We start from the raw sequence: 26,576 nt of genomic DNA, 5'->3' as shown, positions 1-26,576 counted from the left end.
TCATCAACGCAGGAACGCTGCCGCGACACCTGCGTCGACGGGCACGTGCAAACCGGTCGTATGGCTGAGATCCCCGCCCAGCAGGGCGAAAACCGCGTTCGCGACGTTTTCCGGCAGCACCTCCCGCTTGAGCAGCGTGCGCTGCGCGTAGAAGGCGCCCAGCTCGTCTTCCGGAACCCCGTACACCTTCGCCCGCTGCGCACCCCAGCCACCGGCGAAGATCCCGCTGCCGCGCACCACGCCGTCGGGATTGACCCCGTTGACCCGGATCGAGTGCGCGCCGAGTTCGGCGGCCAGCAGCCGGACCTGGTGTGCCTGGTCGGCCTTGGTGGCCGAGTAGGCGATGTTGTTCGGCCCGGCGAAAACGCCGTTCTTCGAGACGATGTAGACGATGTCGCCGCCGAGTTCCTGTTCGACGAGGACTTTCGCGGCCGCCCTGCTGACCAGGAACGAGCCCTTCGCCATCACGTCGTGTTGCAGGTCCCAGTCGGCCGCGGTCGTCTCCAGCAGCGGTTTCGACAGCGACAGCCCCGCGTTGTTGACCACCACGTCGAGTCCGCCGAAAGCCAGCACGGCCGCCTCGACCGCGGCCGCGACGGCGTCCTCGTCGGTCACGTCGGCGGCCACGCCCACGGCCACGTCCGCCGAACCGAGTTCGGCCGCTGCCTCCCGTGCCTTGGCTCGGTCGACGTCGGCGAGCACGACGTTGGCGCCGTCGCGGGCGAGTCGTGCGGCGGTGGCCTTGCCGATGCCGGAGGCGGCACCGGTGACCAGCGCGACCTTGGTCGCGAGCGGCTTCGGCGCCGGGCGCCGCTGGAGCTTCGCCTCTTCCAGGGCCCAGTACTCGATGCGGAACTTCTCGCGCTCGTCGATGGGGGAGTAGTGCGACAGCGCTTCCGCTCCGCGCATCACGTTGATCGCGTTGACGTAGAATTCCCCGGCCACGCGGGCGGTTTGCTTGTCCGCGCCGTGGCTGAACATGCCCACGCCGGGAATCAGCACGATCGCCGGGTCCGCGCCCCGCATCGGCGGTGAGTCCACAGTGGCGTGCCGCTGGTAGTAGGCCGCGTAGTCGGCGCGGTATCGCTCGTGCAGCTGCCTGAGCCGCTCGGCCGATTCCTCGATCGAAGCGTTCGGGGGCACGTCCAGCACCAGCGGTTTCACCTTGGTGCGCAGGAAGTGGTCCGGGCAGCTGGTGCCCAGCTCGGCCAGCCGGGGATGCTCGGAGCGAGCCAGGAATTCGAGCACTTCCGGACTGTCGGTGAAATGCCCGACCTGGCGCTTGTCGGTGCTGACCAGGCCGCGCAGCACGGGTGCCAGCGCGGCGGCTTTCTTGCGCCGTTCGGCTTCCGGCAGCGGCTCGTAGCCGTCGAGCACCGGGCCGAACGGCTCCGGCTTGCCGTGCTCGGCGATGTATTCGGCCGCGGTGTCGATGATCCACAGCGAATTGCGTTCGCATTCCTCGCTGGTGCCGCCCCACGCGGTGATCCCGTGTCCGCCCAGGACGGTGCCGATCGCGGCCGGGTTCCGCCGCTTGATCTCGGCGATGTCCTCGCCGAGCTGCCATCCGGGGCGGCGCCACGGAATCCACACCACCTTCTCGCCGAAGATCTCGCGGGTGAGTTCCGGCCCGTCGGCGGCGGTCGCGATGGCGATCCCGCTGTCCGGGTGCAGGTGGTCGACGTGGTCGGCCTCCACCAGCCCGTGCATCGCGGTGTCGATGGACGGCGCGGCTCCGCCCTTGCCGTGCAGGGTGTGGTCGAAGGCCGCGACCATCTCGTCCTCGCGGTCCACGCCCGGGTACACATCGGACAGTGCGCGCAGCCGGTCCAGTCGCAGCGCCGCGAGGCCGTTCTCGGTCAACGTCCCGAGATCACCGCCGGAACCCTTCACCCACAGCAGATCGACCGGCGCCGCGGTGACCGGGTCGATGTCCCGTCCCTTGGCCGAAGTGTTGCCGCCCGCGTAGTTGGTGTTCTTCGGGTCGGCCCCCAGCCGGTTGCTGCGGGCGATCAGTTCTTCCTTGACTGCCCTGGAATCCACGCGGTCGTCGTCCTTTCCTGCTCGGTCGTTCATCAAGCACCCCACCCGGCCTGCGCGCCGTCGGCGCGTTGCTCGGCCAAGTGCTGCTGGTGTCCGGATTCGGCGTAGGCGCGCAGCGGCTCGGCGGGCAGCCCGCGCGAGGCGCGCCATTGCGCGAGGGCCGGTCGCACATCGGTCTGGAAGGCGTCCATCAGCACCTCGTTCGCACCCAGAACATCGTGCTGTGCCTGCGCTTCGGCCAGCGCCGCGCGGTCGACCAGCAACGCGCGCGCGGTCATCTCCTGCACGTTGAGCACCGAGCGGATCTGCCCGGGGATCTTCTCCTCGATGTTGTGGCACTGGTCGAGCATGAAACGCACCGGCGAGTCCTCGTCGAGCCCGCCGCCCGCGACGACCTCGTGCAGGATCCGGAACAGCTGGAACGGATCGGCAGCGCCGACGATCAGGTCGTCGTCGGCGTAGAAGCGCGAGTTGAAGTCGAAGGAACCGAGCTTCCCCAGCCGCAGCAACTGCATCACGATGAACTCGATGTTCGTGCCCGGCGCGTGGTGCCCGGTGTCCAAGCACGTGAACGCCCGCTCGCCGAGCGCGCTGACCTGCACGAACGACGTTCCCCAGTCGGGCACGTCGGTGTGGTAGAAGGCCGGCTCGAAGAACTTGTACTCCAGCACGAGCCGCTGCTGCGCACCGAGCCGCCCGTAGATCTCGGCCAGCGACTCGGCGAGCCGGTCCTGCCGCGCGCGCAGCGAGTCCTGGCCCGGGTAGTTGGTGCCGTCGGCGAGCCAGATCTTCAGATCGGTCGAACCCGTGGCGTGCATGATGTCGATGCACCGGAAGTGGTGGTCGATCGCCTTGCGCCGCACCGCGGGATCGGAGTGCGTGAGGCTGCCGAACTTGTAGGCCTCGTCCTGGAACGTGTTGGAGTTGACCGTGCCCAGCGCGATGCCGAGTCCTTCCGCATGCGCCTTGAGCGCGGCGAAGTCGTCCACGTCGTCCCACGGGATGTGCAGCGCCACCTGCGGTGCCAGTCCGGTGAGTTCGTGCACCTTCGCGGCGTCGGCGATCTTCTCCTGCGGCGTGCGCGGCGTGCCGGGCGTGCCGAACACCTTGAACCTGGTGCCGGAGTTGCCGAACGCCCAGCTGGGCAGCTCGATGGACTGGCGAGCGAGGGTGTCGGTGATCTCGCCGAAACCAGCCGGGGTGGTCATTCTCGGTCTCCTTCGCTCGGGTCGTGCACATTGGACGCGAGTTGGTCTTCGAGGTGGAAGACCTCTTCGAGGATCGTGGCCGACCGGTCGGCGCGCCCGCCGATGAACAGCTCGGCCATGTGTTCCTCCCAGACCGCGGCGACCTGCGACGCCGCGAGGCGGGCGTCCGAGCGGTCCGCGGAGTCGGTTTCGTAGTAGCCGATCAGCAGGCCGTCGGGTCGCAGGAACAGCGAGTAGTTGCGCCGTCCGGACGCTTCGATGGCACGCAGCATCTCCGGCCAGACGGCCGCGTGCCTGCGCCGGTACTCGTCGAGGCGGTCCGGATCGACTCGCAACTGGAAGCAGACTCGGGGCATCAGGCCACCACCGAGTCCGATGTGGGCGCTGTTCCGTAGCGCTCCTGCTCGATCTGGCGCAGGCTCTTGCCCCGCGTGCGCGGAGTCCACAATGTACCGATGAGCAGCGATGCGGTCAGCAGCGCGAGGATGAGCAGTCCGAGCCCGTCCAGACCGATCCGCGTCAGCAGCACCGGGAACCACACGCTCAGCAGCCCGACCAGCACCCGCGCGGCCAGGAACAGCACTCCCTGCGCGCTGGCGCGATACCGGGTCGCGAACAGTTCGCTGGTCCACAGCCCGTAGAACGCCTGCGCGCCGACCCCGGCGGACACGCCCCAGCCGATGGCGAAGAACAGCAACGTGAAGGTGTTCGCGGGCGCGTAGATCAGCGCGGCCCAGGCGAGGATGCCGAGCGCGGCGCCGCCGCAATACAGCCATCGGCGGCTGACCCGGTCGGCGAGCAGCATGAACCCGAGGTAGGTGGCCGCGCTGGTGCAGCCCCACAGCAGGACTTGCAGCAGGTATTGCTCGGTCTCCGAGGTGACGCCTGCGGCGTCGTACACGCGCGGCTGGAAGATCCCGGCCTGCCCTGCGACGGCGTTCCACAGTGCATAGACGCCGAACAGGAACAGCAGCGCCGTCAGGTTCGCCTTCTTGCTGAACAGGCCGCGCAGGCTGCCCAGGAAGGACATCTGCGCGCCCGGTTCCTCGTTGCGGCTGCGCCAGATCTCGGACTCCGCCAGCCCGCGGCGCACCCACCAGGTCACGGCCGCGACCACGAACAGGTGCGCGAAGATCAACCGGCTGCCGAGCAGTCCGAGCGGGCCTACGAGCACGGCCAGCAGGTAGCCGATCATCGGCCCGATCGACCACGCCAGCTGTGCGGTACCGACGTGCGCGGCCCGCTGGTGGTCGGGGGCCTCCTCGGCGATGTAGGTCCACGACGCGGTCACGCCCGCACCGACCGCGATGCCGGTGAGCACGAACGCGGTCAGCAGCATCCCGTAGGAGACGGCGAACACCGCCAGCAGCACGCCAAGCATGTACAGCAGCAGGTCGTAGGTGTAGATGAACTTCCTGCCGTAGCGGTCGCAGAGCGGTCCGCCGATGGCCGCGCCGACCGCGGCGCCGAAGGCGTTGGCGCTGAGCGAGGCCAGCAGCCCGACCGCGAGGTCGTTCAGGCCGAACCGGTCCTGCCACAGGCTCAGGCTGGTGGCGATGGCGATGATCGAGCCCGCTTCGATGTAGTTCGACATGGCGACGGCGATGGTGGCCCGCCAGCCCGTCGTGCGCTTGCTGCCTGATCGGACCCCCATTGGTCCTCCTGTCCATCGGCCTTGATGTCGCAGGCGCCGGGTGGTGCTGCACGGTGGGTGAATCGTTTTAAATTGCGGCCCACCATAGGGGCAGGCGTTGCCGCCGACAAGACCCCGTTCTGCTCAGCGGTGAAACTCCCGTTATATGCCGGTAAGATCGATGTCACCGCGGGCTGCTTGGCCGCTGTGGGTGGGTTGCGGCTCGATGGCCCCGCGGGCATGTGCTGAGTTGATGTGTAACGGTTCAATCGGATGGATCGGAGTGGTCAGCAGGTGCGCGCGAAGGCGGCTCGGTGCCGGTCACCACGCGCGGTCGCTGACGCGGGCCGCAGTGGCGGGCCGGGGCGAGGCAGTCACGGGCCGGACGATGCAGCGACCGGCGAGCCGCGCGCCTCGCCGAACCCGTGCCGGTGGCTCGTTTTCCGGTGCCGGGATTTAAAATCCGGCGGATGACCGCATTCGATGATCTCGAGCACCTGGACACCTCCACGTTGCCGCCGCGCCAGCAGCGGATCCTGGTCGCGATCCGGGACTGGGTGGTGCGCTACGGATATTCGCCGAGCACCCGCGAGATCGGTGACGCGGTCGGTCTGCGCTCCTCGTCGTCGGTCTCGAAGCACCTGGCGAGCCTGGAGGAGAAGGGTTTCCTGCGCCGCGGCACCTCGGTGTCCCGGCCGATGGACGTGCGCGCTTTCCTGCACGAGCCGCGCGCGGCGGAACCGGCCGACGACTCGGTGACCGTGCCGGTGGTGGGCGACATCGCCGCGGGCGCGCCCATCGCGGCGGACGAGCACACCGACGACGTGCTGGCGCTGCCTCGCGAACTCGCCGGGCGCGGCACCGTGTTCGCGCTGCGCGTGCGCGGTGACTCGATGGTCGACGCGGCGATCTGCGACGGGGACATGGTCGTGGTGCGCCAGCAGCCCGAGGCGCATTCGGGCCAGATCGTCGCCGCCATGCTCGACGAGGAGGCGACGGTGAAGGTGTACCGCCGCCGCAACGGGCACGTCTTCCTGGAGCCGCGCAACGCGGACTACGACGTCATCGACGGTGACGAGGCCGTGGTCCTCGGCGTGGTCGTTTCGGTGTTGCGCAGCTTCTAGTTCCTCGGTGCCGCGAGTCCATAGTGGACCACGGCGCCGAGCTTCCCGATCATCGCCGCACTGGCGGCCGTCGGTAGCGTGGCCACCGGCAACGGCGACGGGAGGACACGATGGCGAAGCTCGATCTGCGCGTGCGGCTGCTCGGCCGGCTGATGAAGCTGCGGCCGGTGACGGACCTCGACGAGGCCCGCCTGCTCGAACTCCAGCAGAAGACGGTTCCGCGAAACGCCGCAACCGACCTGCTTTTCGGCGGAGTCGCCAACGGCGTGGTGCTGACCGATGGCACCGCCGAGGGCGAGACCGGCCGAATCGCGGTCCGCAGCTACCGGCCGCGCGGTGCCACGGGCGCACTGCCGCTGGTGGTGAACTACCACGGCGGCGGCTGGACGCTGGGTTCGCTGAGCCAGTCGGACTGGTTGTGCAGCCAGGTGTGCGCCGCCACCGGCGCGGTGGTCGTCTCGGTCGACTACCGGCTCGCGCCCAAGAACCGCTGGCCCGCGGCTCCGGAGGACTGCTACGCCGCACTGGTCGACCTGGTGGACCGGGCCGCCGAGTTCGGCGCGGATCCCGAGCGCGTCGCGGTGATGGGCGACAGCGCGGGCGGGAACCTCTCCGCGGTGGTCAGCTTGATGGCCCGGGACCGCTCCGGGCCGCGGATCTCGCATCAGGCGCTGATCTACCCGGGGGTCGACCTGACCCGCAGCAGCCCGTCGATCGATGAGAACGCCGACGCCCCGATCCTGAGCAAGGCCGACACCACCGTGTTCCGCGATCACTACCTCGGCGGTCAGGACCCGCGGCACCCTTATGCTTCGCCGCTGTTCGCGGACCTTTCCGGGCTGCCGCCCGCGCTCGTGCAGATCGCCGAGCACGATCCGATCCGCGACGACGGCGCGCGTTACGCCGCGGCGTTGCAGGAGGCCGGAGTGCCCACCCGGCTGACCGAGTACGTGGGGATGCCGCACGGCTACCTGTCGTTCCCGCGCCTGTGCCGATCGGCCCCGCAAGCCCTGGCCGAGATCTGCGCGCAGCAGCGGGCCGCGTTCGCCGGATAGTCGCCCGCCGCCGCGGATTCGGCGCAGCTGTCGCACGTGTCGCGCCCGCGACGAGCCACGCCGCGGGCGGGCTCGAAGCGGTTTAAATCAGCTGAATTAGATGCTACGGTGCAACTAAATGGCAGGCGCCGAACGCGGGTCCGCGAACGGCGGGCCGGTGCGACGAATTCAGCGAGGGGCGGCCGATGACCTCAGTGGAACCCAAGCGCTACCCGTTCAGCGAACCCGAACGGCTCGATCCCGAGCCGTTGTTCGCGGCGTTGCGCGCGCAGCAGCCGCTGATCCGCGTCCGGTTGCCCTACGGCGAGCCCGCGTGGCTGGCGACCCGCTACGACGACGTCAAGCTGGTGCTCGGCGATCCGCGGTTCTCCAGAGCGGCCGGGGTGGGCCGGGACGAACCGCGGATGCGGCCGCACCTCGGCGCCACCGGCAACATCCTGAGCAAGGACCCGCCGGAGCACAGCCGGCTGCGCAGGCTGGTGATGAAGGCGTTCACCCAGCGCAGGGTGGAGCGGTTGCGCCCGCGGGCGCAGGAGATCGCCGACGGTCTGGTCGATCGGATGGTCGCGGCCGGAACTCCCGCCGACCTGGTGGAGGACTTCGCGCTGCCGCTGCCGATCACCGTCATCTGCGAGCTGCTTGGCGTGCCGTTCGAGGACCGCGCCGATTTCCGCGTGTGGTCCGATGCCTTCTTGTCCACCACGAAGTTCACGCCCGAGCAGGTGCGGGAGTGCGTGGACCTGTTGCGCGAGTACATGACCGGCCTGATCGCCGAGCGCCGCGAGGAAGGCCGGGACGATCTGCTCAGCGCGCTGGTCGCCGCGCGCGACGAGGACGACCGGCTCTCCGAGGACGAGATGCTCTCGCTGGCGGAGTCGCTGCTGGTCGCGGGGCACGAGACCACTGCATCGCAGATCCCGAACTTCGTTTACGTGCTGCTGCGGCATCCCGACCAGCTCGCGCAGCTGCGCGCCGACCTGACCGCGGTACCGCGCGCCGTGGAGGAATTGATGCGCTTCGTCCCGCTCGGGGTTGGTGCGGGCACTCCGCGCTATGCCCTCGAAGACGTCGAACTCGGTGGCGTGACGGTGCACGCGGGTGAGCCGGTGCTGCCGACCACGACTTCGGCCAACCGCGACGAGTCGGTCTACACCGACCCCGAACGGCTCGACCTGGAGCGGGAGGCGCAAGCCAGCCACGTCGGTTTCGGGCACGGGCCGCACCACTGCCTCGGCGCGCCGTTGGCTCGGATGGAGTTGCAGGTCGCGCTGGACACGCTGCTGCGGCGGCTGCCCGGACTGCGGTTCGCCGGTTCCGAGGACGGAATCGAGTGGAAGAACGGGTTGTCCACCCGCGGTCCGGCGCACATGCCGGTCACGTGGGACGAGCACTAGGGCGTTTTCCCGGGCGTGCGGCTGGTGCTTCGCGGAGACGCGGCCGCCTGTCCGAAGCACGATCAGCAACGCCGGCGCAGCGTGCTCACCGGGTTAGCACGCCTGCATCCGCGAGCAGTTGGCGCGCTTCGGCCCGGCCGTCGAGGAGCCGGCTGGTGCGGCGCACCACGCGCCAGCCTTCCGGGCCGCGGCGCAGTTCCCAGCGGTTCGCGGTGGCGCGCAAGACCCGGAACGCCGCGCCGTGCTTGGTGATCAGCTGCGAGTGGCAGGTCGCGACCGCGTGATCGCCGTCGAGCACGACGTGCGGCAGTCCGGCGAAATGCGCGCAGCCGTCGGTGATCAGCCGTTGGTGCGCTCCGGAGCGAACCATCGCGGAAAGCTGGGCGTGCCCGTGCATTCCGCCGGTGTCGACGTCGTAGTCACCGTCGGCTTCCCACAGCCCGGCCACGGCTTCGGCGCTACCGCTGTCCACGAGCGGGCCGTAGGCGGCGATCAGCCGGGTGATCGCCGCTTCGTCCTCCAGCGCGCGCAACCTGCGCTCCAGCAGTTCGAGCCGTTGCACATCGGTCATCGTGTTCCGTCCGATCTCGCGTCGTCGAACGGGATTCCGCGTTCCCGGCCGATTTCGCGCAACGCGGCCAGCTGTTCGCAGTAGTGCTCCGCGGAAGCCGCGGTGATCCGCACACCGGCGACGGTCGCGCCGGCTTCGCGCAGCCGATCCAGTGCGCGGGCGGCCGATGCTGCGGCGCCGATCGGATCCAGCGCGCGGTTCGGGCCGAGCACGACGTCGAACCCGGCAGGAAGGTCGGCCCGCGCCAGCAGCGCCGAAATCTCCGCTAGCGGCAGGCCGAACGGCACCCACCCGTTGCCGTGGGTGAGCGCGCGCCGCAACGAGCGGCGGGTGCGCCCGCCGACCCACATCGGGACTTCGTCCTGCACCGCGTGCGGTTCGACCACCACGTCGTCGAAGTCGTAGAACTCGCCGTGGAACGCCACCTCGCGGGCCGAAAGGCAGGCGCGCAGCGCCCGCATCGCCTCGTCGGCCCGCGCGCCGCGGTCGTCGAACGGTGCACCGAGCAGGTCGAATTCCGCCCGCAGGCTGCCGACTCCGACGCCGAGCACGAGCCTGCCGCCGCTGAGGCGATCCAGCGTGCCGTAGCGCTTCGCGATGGCGAGCGGATGGTGGTAGCCGAGCACCACGACCTGAGTCGCCAGCCGGATGCGGCCGGTGTGCGCGGCGAGGTTGCCGAAGGTCGCCAGCGGGTCCCAGTAGGTGCCGCCGCGCTGCGCGGCGTCCTCGGCGGGAACCGCGACGTGCTCGCTGCAGGTGAGGTGGTGGAAGCCGAGGCGATCGGCGGTCGCCGCGATCAGGGCGAGCTGGTCGATGCCCGCCTCGCGCTCCCACTCGTCGTGCGAGCCGGGCAGTTGCACCACGACCGGCGTGACGATCCCGATCCGCACTGCCGACCTCCCTGAACACGCATGGAGAACGTGTTTCTACAACGGTGCACGTTCCGGCGCTTCGCGATGTCCCGTTCAGCGGGAGTTGCCCGCGCTGTGCGGGCTTTCTCGGCGCCGGTGACGCCTTCCTCCGCTCGCGGCGCGCTGTTAGGTTGGCTACCAGAATTCGTTTCAATTCCGGTTGGCTCGGGAGGTCGACGATGACCGCTGGCAGTTCCCCGACCGCGGCCGGTCCGCCGCACTCGATGGTCGAGCGGATGACGCTGATCATGGACACCTTCGACGGACGCAACCACCACCGGAGCCTGGAGGACATCGCGCGGTTCAGCGGGCTGCCCCGGTCGACGACGCACCGGATCCTCAACCAGCTCGCCGGGCTGGGATGGCTGGAGCACACGTCGTCCGGATACCGGCTCGGCAGGCGGGTGCTCGACCTCGCGGGGCCGGATGGCGAGCACGGTGCGATCCGCGAAGCCGCCGCGTCGGTGCTGCACGAACTGCAGACCCGCACCGGCATGGTGGTGCACTTGGCGGTGCTCGCCGGGCCGGAGGTGTGCTACCTGGACAAGGTCGGCGGTCCGGCCGCGGCCGCGGTGCCTTCGCGGGTCGGCGGCCGCGCGCCTGCGCACTCGACGGCGCTGGGCAAGGCGATGCTGGCGGTGCTGGAACCGGAACAGGTCGATTCCCGCGTGGCAGGCCGGATGACCCGGTTGACCAGCAGCACCATCGGTGACGCGGCAGGGCTGCACGCGGAGTTGAGCCGGATCCGGCAACGCCGCGGACTCGCCTACGAACGCGGGGAATGCGCTCCCGGCATCGCCTGCGTCGCGGCCACCGTGCACGGCCCCGACGGTTCGCTCGCGGCGTTGTCGGTCGTCGGCGGTCCGGCCGCGCCGCTCGAGGCGCTCGGCCCGCTGGTGCTGAGCGCGGCCCGCCGCGTTTCGCTGAACCTGGCCCCGGAACCGCCGAACCAGCGGCCGGCCGGTGTCCCGCAGCCCGCGGACCGGCTGATCGCCGCCCGCGAGCCGGGCGGCTCGGGCTGACCGGGGGCGCTCCCGCTGATCGGGACTGCGGCTCCGCCGCACGCGGGCGCGGCAATACCGTCCACCGGCAGGCGCGATGGGCTGAGGACGGGACATGGATCACGAGTCGACGGCGCGGGAACTGGCGACGGATCAGGGAGTGCTGCGCTACCACGAGGCGGGCGAGGGCCCGCCGCTGCTGTTGCTGCACGGTTCCGGTCCGGGCGTGACCGGCTGGCGGAACTTCCGCGGCAACCTCCCGCGTTTCGCGGAGCGATTCCGCTGCCTGGTGCTGGAATTCCCAGGTTTCGGCGTCAGCGACCCGACCGATCAGCACCCGATGCTCGCGGCCGGGGACGCGGTGCTGCGGTTCCTGGACGGGCTCGGGCTCGATCAGGTCGACGTGATCGGCAACTCCATGGGCGGGCTCGTCGCCACCCGGGTCGCCATCGCGGCTCCGGAGCGCGTCCGCAGGCTGGTGACCATCGGCGGCGTCGGCGCGCAACTGCTCAGTCCCGGGCCGGGCGAGGGGATCAAGCTGCTCGCGGAGTTCACCGACGAGCCGACCAGGGAGAAGCTGGTCCGCTGGCTGCGTTCGATGGTGCACGACCAGTCGCTGGTCACCGAGGAACTCGTCGAGCAGCGCTGGGCGCAGGCCACCGATCCGGACACGCTCGCCGCGGCCCGCCGGATGTACAGCAGCAAGGCGCTGGCCCGGCAGGCCGAGGCGATGGCCGCTTCGGACGCGCCGCCGTACTGGTCGCAGCTGCACAAGGTGCGCGCCAGGACGTTGCTGACGTGGGGCCGGGACGATCGGGTCAGCCCGCTGGACATGGCCCTGGTGCCGATGCGCACCATTCCGGCCGCCGAGCTGCACGTGTTCCCGGACTGCGGGCACTGGGTGATGATCGAGCAGCAGGAGGCGTTCGAAAGCGCCGTGCTGGCCTTCTTGGGCCGGGAGGACTGAAGGCGTCAGTCCGTTGTGGACGGACGGGGTCGTGCCCTGATTCCGCGCGGCACCGCCACCGGCGTGCATCGGCGATATCGCGCCGTAGCGCGGTTTCCGGCGGTGCCACGACGCGTGACATGACGGTCCTATGTGAATAGAAGGCCGGAAGTGGGAGGACATGGGCAATCAGGTGGTCGAGGCCGTCTCGGCTGCAGCGGACCGGATCCGCGAACAGGCTCCGCGCAACGAGGCCGCTGGCAAGCTGACCGGCGAAGCCACGGCCGCGTTGCGCGAGTGCGGCGTGATCCGGATGCTGCAGCCGCGCGAGCACGGCGGCATGGAAGCGCACCCGCGCGAGTTCGCCGAAGCGGTGCTGGCCATCGCCGCGCTGGACGGTTCGACCGGGTGGGTCGCCGGAATCGTCGGCGTGCACCCGTGGGAGATGGCGCTGGCCGATCCGGCTCTGCAGCAGGCCATCTGGGGCGCCGACCAGGACACCTGGATCGCCTCGCCGTACGCGCCGATGGGCGTGGCACGGCCCGTCGACGGCGGTTACGTCTTCAACGGGCGCTGGCAGTTCTCCTCCGGGACCGACCACTGCGACTGGATCTTCCTCGGCGGCCGCGTTGCGGAACCGGACGGCACGCTGCCCGAAGCGCCGGAACACCTGCACCTCGTCCTGCCGCGTGCGGACTACGAGATCGTCGAGGACTCGTGGGACGTGGTGGGGCTGCGCGGCACCGGCAGCAAGGACATCGTCGTCGCGGACGCGTTCGTCCCGGCGCAGCGCGTTATCCCCTTCCGCAAGCTCGTCGATGGCACCGCCGCGAGGGAGGCCGGACTGGCGAACCCCACCTACCACGTGCCGTTCTCCTGCGCGTTCCCGCTCGGCATCACCGCGGCGGTCGTCGGCATCGCGGAGGGCGCGCTCGAACACCACCTCGCCTACCAGCGCGGCCGCACCCAGATCACCGGGACCAGGATCAAGGACGATCCGTACGCGCTGACCGCCATCGGCGAAGCCGCCGCGGAGATCTCCGCGTCCCGGACCGCCGTGCTGGACAACGCTTCCCGGATGTACGACCTGGTCGCCGCTGGGCACGAAGTCACTTTCGAGCGGCGCGCGATCGGGCGCCGCGAGCAGGTGCAGGCGGCATGGCGCGCGGTGCGGGCGGTCGACGAGATCGTCGCGCGGTCCGGTGGGAACGCGATGCGGTCGGACAACCCGATGCAGCGCTTCTGGCGCGACGCGCACATGGGCCTGGCGCACGCGATCCACGCGCCCGGAGCGGTGCTGCACGCCTCGGCATTGGGGCAGCTGGGGCTGCAACCGCCTCCGGGCCCGTTGCGCAACATGATCTGACTGCGGACCGAGTGAACGGCCTGCTCGTCCAATCTATTGGGACGAACGGTCCGTTCACTCCAGGTGGAAGACGCCGCTCAGCCGCCGATCAGGCGCCGGGTCGCCTCGTGCGCGGCGAGGATCCGGTCCGCGCGGGGGAATTCGTTGCGTTTGCGCGCCGCCTGCTCGTTGCCACCCGCGATCCGCACCGGACCGTCCGCGAGGTGCTCGAGACCCTCCCGCGCCACGTCATCGGGTTCGGCGACGTCGAGTCCGGGCAGGTCCAAGCGCAACCCGGCGCGCTGCATCGCCGGTGTCCTCGTGACGCCGAGCACCAGCTCCAGCACGTGCACGTCGAACTCGCGCAGCTCCAGCCAGAGTCCTTCGGCGAAGACCCGGCCGAACGCCTTCACCGCGGAGTAGACGCTGATCTCGGCCTGGCCCATGAACCCGGCCATCGACCCGACCAGCAGGATTCCGCCGCGCCGCCGGTTCTTCATCGCCTCGCCGAAGTGCCGCGCCAGCGCGAGCTGCGCGGTGATGTTCAGGTCGATGACCTCGCGCGTGCGGTCCGGATCGCCGGTGACGAACTCGTGCCCGTAGGTGTTCGCGCCCGCGTTGAAGATCAGCAGGCCGACTTCGAGGTCATCGGTCGCGGCGCGGATCTCGTCCAGCGCGGCCGGGTCGAGCAGGTCGAGTTCGAGCGTGCGGGCCTCGGCTCCGGCGGCGCGCACCGCTTCGGCCGTGGCTCGCAGCGGTTCCGGTTTGCGGGCGATGAGCACGCTGTTGATGCCGGCATCGGCCAGTCGCCGCGCGAACGATTCGCCGACGCCTTCCGAACCTCCGGCGATGACGGCCCACGGGCCGTAGGTCGAGCGGTCCATTGCTTGCGCCTTTCGCCTGCTTCCGGTGTGCGGCCGTGCTCTTTCCGGTTGCGGAACATAAGTGCGCGCGCTCGCCGCCACCGACGCGATCTCGCTGGCCGGGACCGGTGCTCAGGTGCACGTGCCCGCAGGCGGCCGCCCGGCGCGGACCGCGTCCACGAACCGCTCGGCGTCCGGCAGGGACTCGGCCAGCACCTGCCGGTGCTCGGCACCGTCGTAGACCCGGTAGCTGACCTGCGCAGAACGGCGGCACAACATTCCGACGAGCTGATCCGTCCCCGGCTTGCCGACCAGCGCGTCGTCGGTGCCCTGCAGGACCAGCGTCGGTACGCCGAGGGCCAACCGGCTCGGATCCTGGCTGCGCAGGTACGCGGTGAGCGGACCGAGCTCGGCGTCGTCCCGGAACACCCGCTGGGGCCGCATCCGCGCCGCGGCCTCCCGGACGTCGTCCTGGCAGCCGGTGCGACCGACCTCGAGCAGCGGGCGGATCTCGTCGGCGACCAGCTCGTCCGCGGCGATGCCGGGGTCGGCCGCGACCGCGCCGAGCAGCAGCGGGGACAGGAACGGCAGCGCGGCGGTCACCTCCGGAGTTCCGGCCCGGGCGCGGAAGAACTCCGCGGTCCGGTCCACCTGGAAACCGCCGGGCGCGATCGCCACTGCGGCACGCAGCGGCACCTCCGAACGAACCCGTTCGGCGGCCGCGAACAGCGCCGCCTGGCCGCCTTGGCTGTGCCCCATCGCGAACCAGTCCGCGCCGATGCCGGGGTTCGCCCGCCGCGCGGCGCGCACGATGTCGACGACCGTGTTCGCCTCGCTCACGCCGTTGAGGTAGGGGTGCTCGCCGGGGGTACCGAGACCCTCGTAATCGGTCTGCACCACCGCGTAACCGGCCGCGACCCAGCGGTCCAGAACCTGGTCGACGAGTCCGACGTAGGAGTGCGCCGGTCCGCCAGGGCGGTCCGCGGACGGGGCGCAGGCATCCGCGGTGCCGGTGGTCCCGTGCGCCCAGCTGATCACCGGCCAGCCGCGCGGTGGTGGTGGCGCGGCGGGAACCGAGACCGTTCCCGTCACGGTGATCGGCTCGTCCCGCGCGTTCGCGGAGCCGTAGGTGATCAGCGCTTCACTGCGCGCGCTGGGCAGCCTTCGGTGGTCGAGCTCGACCGCGCTCGACAGGCTTCCCCGCGTCGGGGCGAGCTCCGGCTCCTGCCGGACACCTCCGGAGGAGCAGCCGGAGGCGGTCAAGCCGACCGCGAGCAGCGCGGTGAGCACGTGGTTCGCGACAGACCGGAGCATGCGGTCCTCCCGGGCCGGATTCGCTGCCGCCGAAGAAAACCGCGCCGCGGCGTCCCGGCGGCGGTCCGGTCCCACTCACCGGTACCGGCCCGGCCGGCGCCGGTCCGAGTCGGATACACATGGGCCGGACGAGGCGAACGGAGGGGTGCCAGTGCCGCGCATCGCCGAGGCGAGGACGGCTGCGGAGCCCAGCTCACCCGGCCAGGTCGAGCGGCGCGAGCGCATCCTGCGCGCCGCCGCGCACATCGGCGCGGAGAAGGGCCTCGAGCGGGTGCAGATGCACGAGGTGGCGAAGGACGCCGGGGTCGCCATCGGAACGCTCTACCGCTACTTCCCGTCCAAGACCCACCTGTTCACCGCGGTGATGGCCGACCGGGTCGAGCGCTTCGACGAGCGCACCCGGTCCGGTCCCGACCCGGCTGCCGAACCGGCGGAAGCGGTCGCGCAAGTCCTGGTCAGCGCCAGCCGGGAGCTGCTGCGCAAGCCAACGCTCGCGGTGGCCATGCTGCAGTCGTCGAACACCGCGAACGCCGCGACGGTGCCCGACGTCGGCCGGATCGACCGGACCTTCCGCGACCTGATCCTGCGGGTGCTGGGCATCCGGACGCCCACCGCGCAGGACATGGCGCTGGTGCGGTTGCTGCTGCAGCTCTGGTACGGCGTACTGCAGGCCAGCCTCAACGCGCGAGTGTCCATTGTGGACTCGGAGTCTGACATCCGGATGGGCGCCGAGCTGCTGCTGGCGCCGCGCTCGAACTCATGCGACCGGAACTGACCGCCCGCGGAGGCGAGACAGGAGGCCACGATGGGAGATCTCGACGGCAAGGTCGCGATCGTGACCGGCGCGGGCCAGGGCGTGGGCCAGGGGATCGCGTTGGCGCTGGCCGGCGCCGGTGCGTCCGTGGCCGTGCTGGGCCGCACGGAATCGAAGCTGGCGCGGACCTGCGAACTGGTGCGCGAACGCGGTGCGAACGCGGCGCCGTTCGGCTGCGACGTCACCGATCTGGACGCGATCCCGGGGCTCGTCGCGGACGTCGTTTCGGCCATGGGCGGCGTGGACATCCTGGTGAACAACGCTTACTCCGGCCACTTCGGACCGCTGCTGTCCATGAAGGACAACGACTTCCAGCGAGGATTCCGAAGTGGACCGTTCGCCACCTTCGCGTTCATGAAGGCGTGCCATCCGCACCTGGCCGAACGCGGCGGGAACATCATCAACCTGGTGACCTCCGCGATGGTGCGCTGGGATCCGTCGAACTACGGCGCCTACGCGGCGGCCAAGCAGGCGATCCGCTCGCTGACCCGCACCGCCGCCGCGGAGTGGGGACCGGACGGGATCCGGGTCAACTGCATCGCCCCGCACGCGCTGTCGCCGAGTCTGGAGGCGTGGGCCGAGGCGAGACCGGCCGAGGCGGCGGAATTCCGCAAGACGATCCCGCTGCGGTACGTCGGCGACTGCGAACAGGACATCGGCGAGGCAGTGGCGATGCTCGTCGGCCCGCAAGCTCGGTACCTGACCGGAGCCACCATCCCCCTCGACGGCGGCCAGGCGGATTTCTGAGCGCCTGCCTAGACGAAGTTCAAACCGCAGTCCGCACTCCCGGTCAGCAGGATCGCGACCCGGACCCGGCGGCGCTGCGGGCTAGCTTGGCGCGGCGTCCGCGCAACCGAACGGAGGTTCCCGAGTGAGCGAGCCGCAGTCCGCACCCGACCCGCTGCAACCCGCCCGGCTCGGCCCGGTGACGCTGCGGAACCGGGTGCTCAAGGCAGCCACTTTCGAAGGCAGGACGCCGAAATCGCTGGTGTCCGACGACCTGATCGAGTTCCACCGCCAGGTCGCGGCCGGGGGCGCCGGGATGACCACGGTCGCCTACTGCGCGGTGTCGCCGGACGGGCGCTCGGCCAAGCACCAGCTGTACTGGCGTCCCGAGGCGCTGCCGGGGCTGCGCCGCCTCACCGACGCGGTGCACGACGAAGGGGCCGCGGTGTCGGCCCAGCTCGGGCACGCCGGTCCGGTCGCACCGGCGTTGGAGCTCGGATCTCCGGCGCTGTCGGCGTCCCGCCGGCTGCACGCCGCGAGCATGAGCCTGACCAAGGCCGCCTCCGCCGCCGACATCGACCGGATCGCCAGGCAGCACGCCGAGGCGGCCGAGCAGGCGATCGAGTGCGGCTTCGACGCGGTGGAACTGCATTTCGGGCACAACTACTTCATCAGCTCGTTCCTGAGCCCGAACCTCAACCGCCGCAAGGATTCCTACGGCGGCGAACTGCGCAACCGGGCCCGTCCGGCGTTGCAGACCGCCCGCGCGGTGCGGGACGCGGTCGGGGACCGGATCGCGGTGCTGGCGAAGCTGAACATGGACGACGGGGCGCCCGGCGGGTTCTGGGTCGATGAGGCCGCGCAGGTCGCGCGCTGGCTGGAAGCCGACGGCAGCGTCGACGCGATCGAGCTCACCGCGGGCAGTTCGTTGCGCAACCCGATGTACCTGTTCCGCGGCGACGCGCCGCTGCAGGAGTTCGCCGGTGCGATGAAGCAGCCCGTCAAGCTCGGCGTGCAACTGGTCGGCAAGGCCCTCATCCGCAGCTACCCGTACGAAGATGCGTTCTTGCTGGAACAGGCCCGCCAGATCCGCGCTGCCGTCCGGCTGCCGCTGGTGCTGCTCGGCGGCATCACCAGTAAGGAAACCATGGACCTGGCGATGTCCGAGGGCTTCCAGTTCGTGGCGATGGCCCGCGCGCTGCTGCGCGAGCCGGACCTGATCAACCGAATTCAGGCGGGCGAACGCGACAAGTCGTTGTGCATCCACTGCAACAAATGCATGCCGACGATCTACCGGCGGACCCGCTGCGTGCTCGTGCCCGAGGGGTGAGCGGCCGATGGAACGGACGATCGCCGACCAGCTGTTGGCGCGGCAGGGCGACCGCAAGGCGGGGCTGCGCACCAGAGAGCGCACCTGGAGCTGGGACGAGGTCGTACAGGAGAGCGCGGCCCGGGCGGCCATCGCCCGCGAGTTCCGCGCCGACGGCCCGTTCCACATCGGCGTGCTGCTGGAGAACGTGCCGGAGCACATCTTCTGGCTCGGCGGTGCCGCACTGGCCGGAGCGACCATCGCCGGGATCAACCCGACGCACCGAGGTGCGGACCTGGAAGCTCAGGTCCGGCATGTCGACTGCCAGCTGATCATCACCGACCGGACCGGTTGGGACCGGCTGGCCGGGCTCGACATCGGCGTCCCGCCGGAGCGGTTCCTGCTGGTCGACGAGCCCGGGTACGGCGAACTCGTCACCGCGCACGCCGAACCGCCGCATGCCCACGACGGCGTCGACGAGTCCGCGCTGTTCCTGCTGCTGTTCACCTCCGGCACCACCGGGACCTCGAAAGCCGCGCGGTGCACGCAAGGACGGCTCACCCGCCTCGGCTACGCCACCGGCGAGAAGTACGGCGTCACGGCCGACGACGTCTGCTACTGCTGCATGCCGCTGTTCCACGGCAACGCGCTGATGGCGCTGTGGGCTCCGGCGCTGGCGGCGGGTTGCACCGTGTGCTTGACGCCGAAGTTCTCCGCTTCCCGGTTCATCGACGACGTCCGGTACTTCGGCATCACGTACTTCACCTACGTCGGAAAGTCCATCGCCTACCTGCTCGCGACACCCGAACGCGACGACGACGGCGACAACACGCTCACCCACGCCTTCGGCACCGAAGCGTCCCCGGAGGACCAGGCCGAGTTCGCCCGCCGCTTCGACTGCGTGCTCCAGGAGGGCTACGGCTCCAGCGAGGGCTCCGGGCACGTCCGCAACGATCCGGACGCGCCGCCGGATTCCCTGGGCAAGCCGTCCAGCGAAGCGGTGGCCGTGGTCGATCCGGACACGTTGGGCACCTGCCCGCCCGCCCGGCTGGACGAGTACGGGCGGCTGCGCAACCCGGGCGAGGCGATCGGGGAGATCGTCGACAAGGCGGCCGCCGCCCGGTTCGAGGGCTACTACAAGAACGAAACGGCCGATGCGCAGCGGGTCCGCAACGGCTGGTACTGGACCGGTGATCTCGGCTACCTCGACGAGCGCGGTTTCCTGTACTTCGCGGGCAGGCAGGGCGACTGGATCCGGGTCGACGGCGAGAACTTCTCCGCGCTGCTGGTGGAACGGGTGCTGCGGCGGCACCCGGACGTGGTGCTGGCCGCGGCGTTCGCGGTTCCCGATCCGCGCACCGGCGACCGGGCCATGGCGGCCGTCGAACTGCGCGGCGGTGCCGAGTTCGACCCGGTGGAATTCGCCGGTTTCCTCAGCGCGCAACCGGATTTGGGAATCAAGGCGGTGCCGCGGTTCCTCCGCGTCTCGACCGGACTCCCGACCACGGGATCGGACAAGCTGCGCAAGAACGTGCTGCGCGAGCGGGCCTGGCGGTGCGCGGACCGGGTGTACTGGTGGACCGGCCGGGGCGGCCCGGACTACAGCTTGATGAGCGACGAGGACAAGTCCGCGCTCGAAGCCGAGTTCGCCGCGCACGGGCGGCAGCGCGTGCTCCCCGCGGATTCCTGAGCACGCCCGCACGGGGCTCGGGAGCGGCGTTGACGCGTCGCTGCGGAGCCTGCCACACTTGATGCCAAATCGATCTCGGGCTGCAATCGAGCCACCCTGCGACCCAGCCAGGTCGTGGTGTCGGCCGATGGTCGAGAGGCGCTGCAACGGACCAAGTCCGCCACGCTCGACCACCGGTGCAGCCGGAAGGACGGTGAAGGGCGCCTCCGAGAGGAGGCGCCCTTTTCGCATTTCGGCCGACCGGTGTTGCCGCGGAAGCAGGGTCGCTTCTGCGAGCACTCGTTCGCTTTCCCGCGCACGGCGCGGAAGTCTTTCAAGCCATGCGCTCGTGGTGTGTGCGGCACCACGCGCCGTGGCGAACTCGCCGAGGAACGGAGCTGAAGAATCATGAGCGTTAATTTGCAGAAGGTCAATGGCCTCGATTTCGCCGTCGCTGATCTGGGACTGGCCGAGTCCGGTCGGCACCAGATCCGGCTGGCGGAGCATGAGATGCCGGGTTTGATGGCGACTCGCCGGGAGTATGCGGACTCGAAGCCGCTGAAGGGCGCGCGGATCGCAGGTTCGTTGCACATGACGGTGCAGACGGCGGTGCTCATCGAGACGCTGGTTGAGCTGGGCGCGGATGTGCGGTGGGTGTCGTGCAACATTTTCTCGACCCAGGACGAGGCCGCGGCGGCGGTCGTGGTCGGTGGCGGTACTGCGGACAAGCCTGCTGGTGTGCCGGTGTTCGCGTGGAAGGGTGAGACGCTCGAGGATTACTGGTGGTGCACCAACCAGCTCTGGGAGTTCGGCGGCGGCAAGCTCGCGAACATGATCCTGGACGATGGTGGTGACGCGACGCTGCTGGTGCACAAGGGTGTCGAGTTCGAGGCCGCGGGTGCGGTGCCGCAGCCGACTGAGGACGACCCGGACGAGTTCAAGGTCGTGCTGTCGACGCTGCGTAAGAGCCTGGAGCAGGATGCCCAGCGGTTCACGACGCTGGCGAAGGAGATCAAGGGCGTTACCGAGGAGACCACGACCGGTGTGCACAAGCTGGTCGAGTTGGTCAAGTCGGAGGAGCTGTTGTTCCCGGCGATCAATGTGAACGACTCGGTGACGAAGTCGAAGTTCGACAACAAGTACGGCTGCCGGCACTCGCTGGTCGATGGCATCAACCGCGCCACCGACGTGCTCATTGGTGGCAAGGTCGCGGTGATCGCCGGGTTCGGCGATGTCGGTAAGGGCTCGGCGGAGTCGCTGCGGGGCCAGGGTGCTCGGGTGATCGTCACCGAGATCGACCCGATCTGCGCGTTGCAGGCGGCGATGGAGGGCTACGAGGTCAAGACCTTGGACGAGGTCGTTGAGTTCGCGGACATCTTCATCACCACCACCGGGAACTTCGACATCATCACCGCTGAGCACATGAGCCGGATGAAGCATCAGGCGATCGTGGGCAATATCGGGCATTTCGACAACGAGATCGACATGGCGGGGTTGGAGAAGACTCCGGGTGTGCGGAAGGTCGAGATCAAGCCGCAGGTGCACGAGTTCACGTTCACCGATGGGCACTCGATCCTGGTGTTGTCCGAGGGCCGGTTGTTGAACCTGGGTAACGCGACCGGGCACCCGAGTTTCGTGATGTCGAACTCGTTCACGAACCAGACGCTGGCGCAGATCGAGTTGTGGACCAAGCCGGGTGAGTACGGCAAGGACGTGTACGTGCTGCCGAAGCTGCTGGACGAGAAGGTCGCCCGGCTGCACCTGGACGCGCTCGGGGTCAACCTCACCCGCATGACCAAGGCCCAGGCCGAGTACATCGGCGTCGACGTCAACGGGCCCTACAAACCCGAACACTACCGCTACTGATCCCGAGTGAACGGACTGTTCGTCCCACTAGATCGGTCACACGGTCCGTTCACTCGGCACGGTCGGCCACCGCCCGGAGCCGCAGCGCCCGGGCGGTGGCGGGCCGGAAACCCCAGCAACGCCGGTCGAGGAGGCGGCGGCCGGCGGGGCGCCGTCATCGGCCCAAGTGGGTCTCCTGGAAAACGCCCATCCGCAGCGCGTTGTGGTAGCGGCCCGCGGAGAAGAACTCCTCCTTCAGCTCGCCTTCCACGACGAATCCGAGCTTTTCGTAGACGCGGATCGCCTTGCGGTTCTCGGTGCTCACCAGCAGGTAGATCTTGTGCATGTTCAGCACCGAGAAGGCGTAGTCCAGCGCTCTGCGAGTCGCTTCGGTGGCCAGCCCGCGCCCCTGGTGATCCGGCGCGACGATGATCTGGAACTCCGCGTTGCGGTGGATGTAGTCGATCTCCACCAGTTCCACCAGACCGCCCCGCGCGCCGTCCACCTCGATCACGAACCGCCGCTCCCGCGTGTCGTGGATGTGCCGGGCGTAGATGTCCTGCAGCTCGACCAGCGCTTCGTACGGTTCCTCGAACCAGTAGGTCATGATCTGCGAGTTGTTCGTCAACCCGTGCACGAACGGCAGATCCTCGCGCTCCAGCGCGCGCAGTCGAAGCGTCATGGGTGCATCCTCACCGATGCCGCACCGGCCGACAAAGCAGGCGGAACGTCGCGGCTACGTACGATCCCACGAATGCGCATCGACCTGACCGCGCTGGTCGTCGACGACTACGACCGCGCCATCGAGTTCTTCGTCGACGCCCTCGGGTTCGAGCTCATCGAGGACAAGCCGTCGCTGACCAACGACGGTCGCCCGAAGCGGTGGGTCGTCGTCCGGCCGCCGGGAGCGGAAACCGGCGTCCTGCTCGCTCGCGCCGACGGCCACGAGCAGGCCGCCGCCGTCGGGCACCAATTCGCGGGCCGAGTCGGCCTGTTCCTGCGCGTGGACGACTTCGACGCCGCTCACGACCGGATGACCGCGGCAGGCGTCGAGTTCGTCACCGCCCCGCGCGCCGAATCCTACGGCCGCGTCGCCGTCTTTCTGGACATCGCGGGCAACCGGTGGGACCTGCTCGGTCCGGCCTGACAGCGCCCGCAGCCCCTAGCCCGCGGATCCGCCGCGCCCGTCTCCGCTGATCTTGCGGGAGTCGTGGGTCTGCGGATAGGAGAGCGGTTCGACTCTGATCAGCACCCGGTTCGCGCTGTTGAGCAGCCGATGCATCCGATCCGGCGCGGCCGGTTGGAGGCGGGCGCTGAACAGGGGGAGCACCGCGTCGAGCGTCTCGCGGTCGCGGTGCACCGCGGCGCGTCCCCGCACGCGGACCATCCGGCGGCCGGGCAGATCCGTGCCGAGACTGCTGATCACCAGGCCCACCCGCGGGTCGGACTCGGCGCCCACGACGTGCGCGCGGCCGGACACCGCGGTGAGCCAGAAGACCTCGTCGTGGAAGAGGTGGCTCATCGTCACGCCGCCCGGCCAGCCCTCCGCGTCCAGGAACAGGAAGGTGCATTCCCGCGCTGCCTCGAACAATTCCCGGCGCGCGGCCATGTCCAGCCGGGCCTGATCCATCCGCTCGAGGTCGTTCTCGCCCACAGCCATGCGCGGCAGTACACCGCACTGCGACCCGCGCAGACCACACCCGGCGGTTCACCGTTCGAGCCGCGAACCGCCGGAGTTCCCGCCCACGGCGATCGGGATCGTCCGCTCGGCCGGGAGGTCCAGCTCGCCGCTCATCCGCCGCTTCACCGGCAACGTCGAAGCAGCATCGGTGCCGCGAGCGCGCTCCGCCCGGGCCACCGGCAGACAGCAGGCGAAGGCGAGCGCACCTGCCGAGCCCATCAGGACGATCGACAGCGCCGGCGGGAAGACCGCCGCCATGGGACCGGCCAGCAGCGGCCCTGCGGACTGCCCGGCGAGCAGGAAGCTGTTGGCCGTGCCGATCAGACCGCTGCGGCGATCCGCGGGCGCGTGCCTGCTGACGTGGAAGAACAACGACTGGGCCAACCCGGCGAACGCGGCTCCCTGCACGAGCCGCAGCAGGGCCAGTCCCACCGCGCCGAGCGGAAGCGCCTGCGCCGCGATGCTCACCGCGCAGACACCGGAGGCGATGGTCAGCGCGCGCACCGGCCGCTGCGCCAGGTCGTTGTGGCGGCCCCACCAGAACGACCCGAGCAGCGTCGCGCCCCAGGTCAACGACTGGAACACGCCGACCCACATCCCGGCGCCGTCCGCCGGATAGCTCCGCTGGACGTGCTCGGCGAAAACCGGGATCAAGCCGTACACGCCGAAGTAGGCCGCCACCGCCGCCACCGCGAGCGGCAGAGCACCGGGTAGCCGACGGAACCCGCCGCGCGACGCGTGCCCGGTGCCGCGAACGGCGGGTTCGGCCGAGCGCGGTTCGCGCAGGCCCGCGGCGCACGCCACCGCGAGCAATCCCGCAATGGCCCCGACCGCGAGCATGAGCCCGCTGAGCCCGCCGGCGCCGACGAGGAAACCCCCGGCCAGCGGACCGATCAGCGATCCCGCGGCGGTAGCGCTGAACGACTTCCCCAGCGCGGCTCCCCGCTTGCCGCCCGGCGCGGCCGAGCCTGCGAACGCCTGGGCCGCTTCCACGACGCCACCCAGGCTCCCTTGCAGCAGTCGCCCGGCGACGAGCACCACCGGGTTCGCGGCCAGGGCCATGACCACCATCGACAGCGCCAGGCCCGCCAGGGCGCGAACCACCATCCAGTGCCGCCCGATCCGGTCGCCGAGCCTGCCCCACAGCGGGGTGGCCGCGGTCAGCGCCAGCGCCGGGGCCGCGATGGCGACTCCGGCCCAGGTCTGCACCTGCGCCGTGCCGGTCACGCCCATTCCCTCGATGTAGAACGGCATGATCGGCACCAGCATCATCAAACCGGCGGTGTTGGTGAACTGCCCTGCCCACAGCAGCGCGATGTTGCGCCGATGGCGGTGCTCGGCGGTGCTCACGGCGCCTCCGCCAGGTCGCTGCCGACGTCGTCGCGCAGCACTTGTTCGGCCCACGCGTCGTCGTAGACGGTGTCCAGGTAGCGCTCGCCCCGGTCGGGCAGCAGCGCGACCACCCGCGCCGACTCCGGCAGGCGGGGCAGCAGCCGGTCCAAGGCGGAGATCACCGCGCCGGAGGAACCGCCGCCCAGGACGCCTTCGGTCCGGACCAGCCGCCGGCATCCGGTGGTGCTGGCGGCGTCGCCGACGTGCAGGACCTCGTCGACCTCCGCGGCGTTGAGGATCTCCGGGACCCGGCTCGCGCCGAAGCCGGGGATGCGGCGGGTGCCGGGCTCCGCCCCGAAGATCACCGATCCGACGGCGTCCACCGCCACGACCCGCATCGCTGGATGGACCTCCCGCAGGCGGCGTGCGGTGCCCTGCAACGATCCCGTCGTCGAGACGGGGGCCACGAGGCAGTCGATCGGCCCGCTGACGGCGCTGAGGATCTCAGCTCCCACCGATTCGTAGTAGGCGCGCCAGTTGCGCTGGTTCGCGTACTGGTTGATCCAGACGACGCCGGGGTCCGCCTGCGCGTGCGCCCGCGCGCGGCGCACGCGGGTGTGCAGGTAGCCGCCCGCGTCGTCCGGCTCGGTGACCATGTCGACGTCGGCGCCGAACAGCTCCAGCAAGCGGAGGTTCGTCGTCGAGGTGTTGGGGTCGACCACGGCGGTGAACGAGAGCCCGTGCGTCCGGGCGGCCACGGCGAGCGCGATGCCGAGGTTGCCGGAGGTGCTCTCCACCAGCCGCATCCCCGGCACCAGGGTTCCCTCGCGCAGGCCCTGCTCGACGATGTAGCGGGCCGGGCGGTCCTTCATGCTTCCGCACGGGTTGAGCATTTCCAGCTTGGCGAGCACGTCTCGGCCCGGGAAGCATCGGCGCAGGCGCACCAGCGGGGTGGCGCCGACGCAGTCCAGAACGGAGTCGAATTCCACTGCGACACCCTCCCGGCCGCGCAGGTTCCGGCCGCGCGGCCGAATTCACGGGAAACACCGCCGCCCACACGCGGGGGCGGTGCACGAACGGAGAAATGCGGGACGCGGCCGTGCGGCGGCGAAGGCGCCGCACGGATCATCACCGGTGAAATGAGAAAAGCGCCGCGACCGCTCAGGGAATTCTCAGCTGGAATTCAGCGAACAGCGCAGCGCCGGGGCGCGAATCAGGTGCGCGACACGCCGAGGGAGATCAACAGGGGGAAGCCGGCCAGCGGCCGTCGCGGTCCGGTCGACCAGGACGACACCGGCCGCGATGAGCCGGGGCGCAGCAGGCCCGCCGCGACGATCAGCGCCAGAGCGAGCAATCCCAGCAGCTCTAGCTGCGAAGACTGGGACGGTGGCAGCGGGACGGCAACGTGCGAACCACCGACGGCGTGGCACACCGGGCCGGTGCCGGAGTGGTCGTCGTGCCCGTGCGCGGCGCCTGGTGAATGTGTGGAACCGGAGTCGTCCGCCGCCGCCGGCGCGGAAGCGGAAACGGCGGCCGCGTTCGCCACCGGACTCGCTTCGGCGTGCGGTGCGTGCGGCGGCAATGCGCACATCAGGAAAGCTGAAAGGGCGAACAGTACCAGCGGGGCGAACCGCCGCTGGGAAAACCTGATCCCTTTCCGCATGACGCCAGCCTAACAATGCCTTCTCCGATCACGGGCCGGGCATGGTGGTCGTCACTCGGCCGGGATTTCTCGGCGCACCTGCAACCGGCATTCCCGGCGTGCCGCGCGATCTCCCGGCGGGGGCGGCAC

At 70.2% G+C, this 26,576-nt stretch carries 25 protein-coding genes; 12 read left to right on the top strand and 13 right to left on the bottom strand.

The features are described from left to right. Positions 1-3 precede the first annotated feature (3 nt). Genes V1457_RS26640 through V1457_RS26625 form a run of 4 tightly spaced genes read right to left on the bottom strand, consistent with a single transcriptional unit; the run spans position 4 to position 4,905 of the window. The gene (locus tag V1457_RS26640) at positions 4-2,043 is read right to left on the bottom strand and encodes a bifunctional aldolase/short-chain dehydrogenase (protein ID WP_338597679.1); all 2,040 of its coding nucleotides are present in this window, start codon (positions 2,041-2,043) and stop codon (positions 4-6) included. A gap of 32 nt (positions 2,044-2,075) precedes the next feature. Continuing rightward, the gene (rhaI, locus tag V1457_RS26635; protein WP_338597677.1) at positions 2,076-3,251 is read right to left on the bottom strand and encodes an L-rhamnose isomerase; all 1,176 of its coding nucleotides are present in this window, start codon (positions 3,249-3,251) and stop codon (positions 2,076-2,078) included. Further along, positions 3,248-3,607, bottom strand: coding sequence for an L-rhamnose mutarotase (locus V1457_RS26630; protein WP_200071562.1), 360 nt, complete (start codon positions 3,605-3,607; stop codon positions 3,248-3,250). Before V1457_RS26630 ends, rhaI begins: the two co-directional genes overlap by 4 nt. Next, the gene (locus V1457_RS26625; protein ID WP_338597674.1) at positions 3,607-4,905 is read right to left on the bottom strand and encodes an MFS transporter; all 1,299 of its coding nucleotides are present in this window, start codon (positions 4,903-4,905) and stop codon (positions 3,607-3,609) included. The genes V1457_RS26630 and V1457_RS26625 overlap by 1 nt, the downstream gene beginning before the upstream one ends. Before the next feature lie 449 nt (positions 4,906-5,354). Between V1457_RS26625 and lexA the strand changes: the two genes are divergently transcribed. The 3 genes from lexA (at position 5,355) to V1457_RS26610 (ending at position 8,457) form a co-directional block, all read left to right on the top strand. Continuing rightward, positions 5,355-6,008: a transcriptional repressor LexA gene (gene lexA / locus V1457_RS26620; RefSeq protein WP_200071560.1), complete on the top strand. Its 654-nt coding sequence runs from the start codon at positions 5,355-5,357 to the stop codon at positions 6,006-6,008. A 110-nt stretch (positions 6,009-6,118) separates the two neighbouring features. Beyond that, positions 6,119-7,063, top strand: coding sequence for an alpha/beta hydrolase (locus tag V1457_RS26615; RefSeq protein ID WP_338597672.1), 945 nt, complete (start codon positions 6,119-6,121; stop codon positions 7,061-7,063). 185 nt (positions 7,064-7,248) lie between these two features. Next, positions 7,249-8,457 (top strand): cytochrome P450, encoded by a 1,209-nt coding sequence (locus V1457_RS26610; RefSeq protein ID WP_295145061.1) that lies wholly within the window; start codon positions 7,249-7,251, stop codon positions 8,455-8,457. A gap of 85 nt (positions 8,458-8,542) precedes the next feature. Here V1457_RS26610 and V1457_RS26605 read toward each other — a convergent pair whose 3' ends face one another. Together V1457_RS26605 and V1457_RS26600 are read right to left on the bottom strand one after the other, a co-directional pair. Continuing rightward, positions 8,543-9,028: a nuclear transport factor 2 family protein gene (locus V1457_RS26605; protein ID WP_295145065.1), complete on the bottom strand. Its 486-nt coding sequence runs from the start codon at positions 9,026-9,028 to the stop codon at positions 8,543-8,545. Beyond that, positions 9,025-9,918: an LLM class F420-dependent oxidoreductase gene (locus V1457_RS26600; protein ID WP_338597669.1), complete on the bottom strand. Its 894-nt coding sequence runs from the start codon at positions 9,916-9,918 to the stop codon at positions 9,025-9,027. Before V1457_RS26600 ends, V1457_RS26605 begins: the two co-directional genes overlap by 4 nt. Before the next feature lie 200 nt (positions 9,919-10,118). Here V1457_RS26600 and V1457_RS26595 point away from each other — a divergent pair, with 200 nt between their 5' ends. From V1457_RS26595 to V1457_RS26585, 3 genes are all read left to right on the top strand, one after another. Continuing rightward, positions 10,119-10,961, top strand: coding sequence for an IclR family transcriptional regulator (locus V1457_RS26595; protein ID WP_338597667.1), 843 nt, complete (start codon positions 10,119-10,121; stop codon positions 10,959-10,961). A gap of 94 nt (positions 10,962-11,055) precedes the next feature. Further along, a complete protein-coding gene (locus V1457_RS26590) occupies positions 11,056-11,907 on the top strand; it encodes an alpha/beta fold hydrolase (RefSeq protein WP_295141167.1) in 852 nt (283 codons plus the stop codon). A 160-nt stretch (positions 11,908-12,067) separates the two neighbouring features. Further along, positions 12,068-13,252: an acyl-CoA dehydrogenase family protein gene (locus V1457_RS26585; protein WP_338597664.1), complete on the top strand. Its 1,185-nt coding sequence runs from the start codon at positions 12,068-12,070 to the stop codon at positions 13,250-13,252. A gap of 77 nt (positions 13,253-13,329) precedes the next feature. On the opposite strand, the gene V1457_RS26580 is transcribed toward V1457_RS26585, so the two are convergent. Together V1457_RS26580 and V1457_RS26575 are read right to left on the bottom strand one after the other, a co-directional pair. After that, positions 13,330-14,115, bottom strand: a complete 786-nt coding sequence (locus V1457_RS26580) for an SDR family NAD(P)-dependent oxidoreductase (RefSeq protein WP_338597662.1) — start codon at positions 14,113-14,115, stop codon at positions 13,330-13,332. A 111-nt stretch (positions 14,116-14,226) separates the two neighbouring features. Beyond that, positions 14,227-15,408 (bottom strand): serine aminopeptidase domain-containing protein, encoded by a 1,182-nt coding sequence (locus V1457_RS26575; protein WP_338597661.1) that lies wholly within the window; start codon positions 15,406-15,408, stop codon positions 14,227-14,229. A 151-nt stretch (positions 15,409-15,559) separates the two neighbouring features. Between V1457_RS26575 and V1457_RS26570 the strand changes: the two genes are divergently transcribed. The 5 genes from V1457_RS26570 (at position 15,560) to ahcY (ending at position 21,792) form a co-directional block, all read left to right on the top strand. Further along, positions 15,560-16,183 carry a TetR family transcriptional regulator gene (locus V1457_RS26570; protein WP_338597659.1) on the top strand — a complete coding sequence of 208 codons (624 nt, stop codon included), beginning with the start codon at positions 15,560-15,562 and terminating at the stop codon, positions 16,181-16,183. Between the two features lie 30 nt (positions 16,184-16,213). After that, a complete protein-coding gene (locus tag V1457_RS26565; protein WP_338597657.1) occupies positions 16,214-16,969 on the top strand; it encodes an SDR family oxidoreductase in 756 nt (251 codons plus the stop codon). 124 nt (positions 16,970-17,093) lie between these two features. Next, positions 17,094-18,278, top strand: a complete 1,185-nt coding sequence (locus tag V1457_RS26560; protein WP_200071548.1) for an NADH:flavin oxidoreductase — start codon at positions 17,094-17,096, stop codon at positions 18,276-18,278. Positions 18,279-18,285: 7 nt separating this feature from the next. Continuing rightward, positions 18,286-19,947, top strand: a complete 1,662-nt coding sequence (locus V1457_RS26555; RefSeq protein WP_338597652.1) for an AMP-binding protein — start codon at positions 18,286-18,288, stop codon at positions 19,945-19,947. A 387-nt stretch (positions 19,948-20,334) separates the two neighbouring features. Beyond that, the gene (gene ahcY, locus V1457_RS26550) at positions 20,335-21,792 is read left to right on the top strand and encodes an adenosylhomocysteinase (protein WP_338597650.1); all 1,458 of its coding nucleotides are present in this window, start codon (positions 20,335-20,337) and stop codon (positions 21,790-21,792) included. A gap of 154 nt (positions 21,793-21,946) precedes the next feature. On the opposite strand, the gene speG is transcribed toward ahcY, so the two are convergent. Then, positions 21,947-22,453 carry a spermidine N1-acetyltransferase gene (gene speG / locus V1457_RS26545; protein ID WP_200072160.1) on the bottom strand — a complete coding sequence of 169 codons (507 nt, stop codon included), beginning with the start codon at positions 22,451-22,453 and terminating at the stop codon, positions 21,947-21,949. Positions 22,454-22,525: 72 nt separating this feature from the next. Here speG and V1457_RS26540 point away from each other — a divergent pair, with 72 nt between their 5' ends. Next, entirely contained in the window at positions 22,526-22,918 is a 393-nt protein-coding gene (locus tag V1457_RS26540; protein WP_338597647.1) for a VOC family protein, read from the top strand. A gap of 15 nt (positions 22,919-22,933) precedes the next feature. Here the strand turns inward: V1457_RS26540 and V1457_RS26535 are convergent, their stop codons facing one another. The 4 genes from V1457_RS26535 to V1457_RS26520 all read right to left on the bottom strand — a co-directional run bounded on the left by V1457_RS26535 (position 22,934) and on the right by V1457_RS26520 (position 26,447). Further along, positions 22,934-23,431, bottom strand: a complete 498-nt coding sequence (locus tag V1457_RS26535) for a pyridoxamine 5'-phosphate oxidase family protein (RefSeq protein WP_338597646.1) — start codon at positions 23,429-23,431, stop codon at positions 22,934-22,936. A 48-nt stretch (positions 23,432-23,479) separates the two neighbouring features. Then, a complete protein-coding gene (locus tag V1457_RS26530; protein ID WP_338597644.1) occupies positions 23,480-24,802 on the bottom strand; it encodes an MFS transporter in 1,323 nt (440 codons plus the stop codon). Beyond that, positions 24,799-25,773 carry a 2,3-diaminopropionate biosynthesis protein SbnA gene (gene sbnA, locus V1457_RS26525; protein ID WP_338597642.1) on the bottom strand — a complete coding sequence of 325 codons (975 nt, stop codon included), beginning with the start codon at positions 25,771-25,773 and terminating at the stop codon, positions 24,799-24,801. Before sbnA ends, V1457_RS26530 begins: the two co-directional genes overlap by 4 nt. A 224-nt stretch (positions 25,774-25,997) precedes the next feature. Continuing rightward, positions 25,998-26,447 carry a hypothetical protein gene (locus V1457_RS26520; protein WP_338597640.1) on the bottom strand — a complete coding sequence of 150 codons (450 nt, stop codon included), beginning with the start codon at positions 26,445-26,447 and terminating at the stop codon, positions 25,998-26,000. Positions 26,448-26,576 lie beyond the last annotated feature (129 nt).

Source organism: Saccharopolyspora sp. SCSIO 74807 (assembly GCF_037023755.1).
Taxonomy (GTDB): Bacteria; Actinomycetota; Actinomycetes; order Mycobacteriales; family Pseudonocardiaceae; genus Saccharopolyspora_C; species Saccharopolyspora_C galaxeae.
The sequence above is the reverse complement of the archived record's forward strand: the minus strand, read 5'-3'. Positions and strand labels throughout refer to the sequence as shown.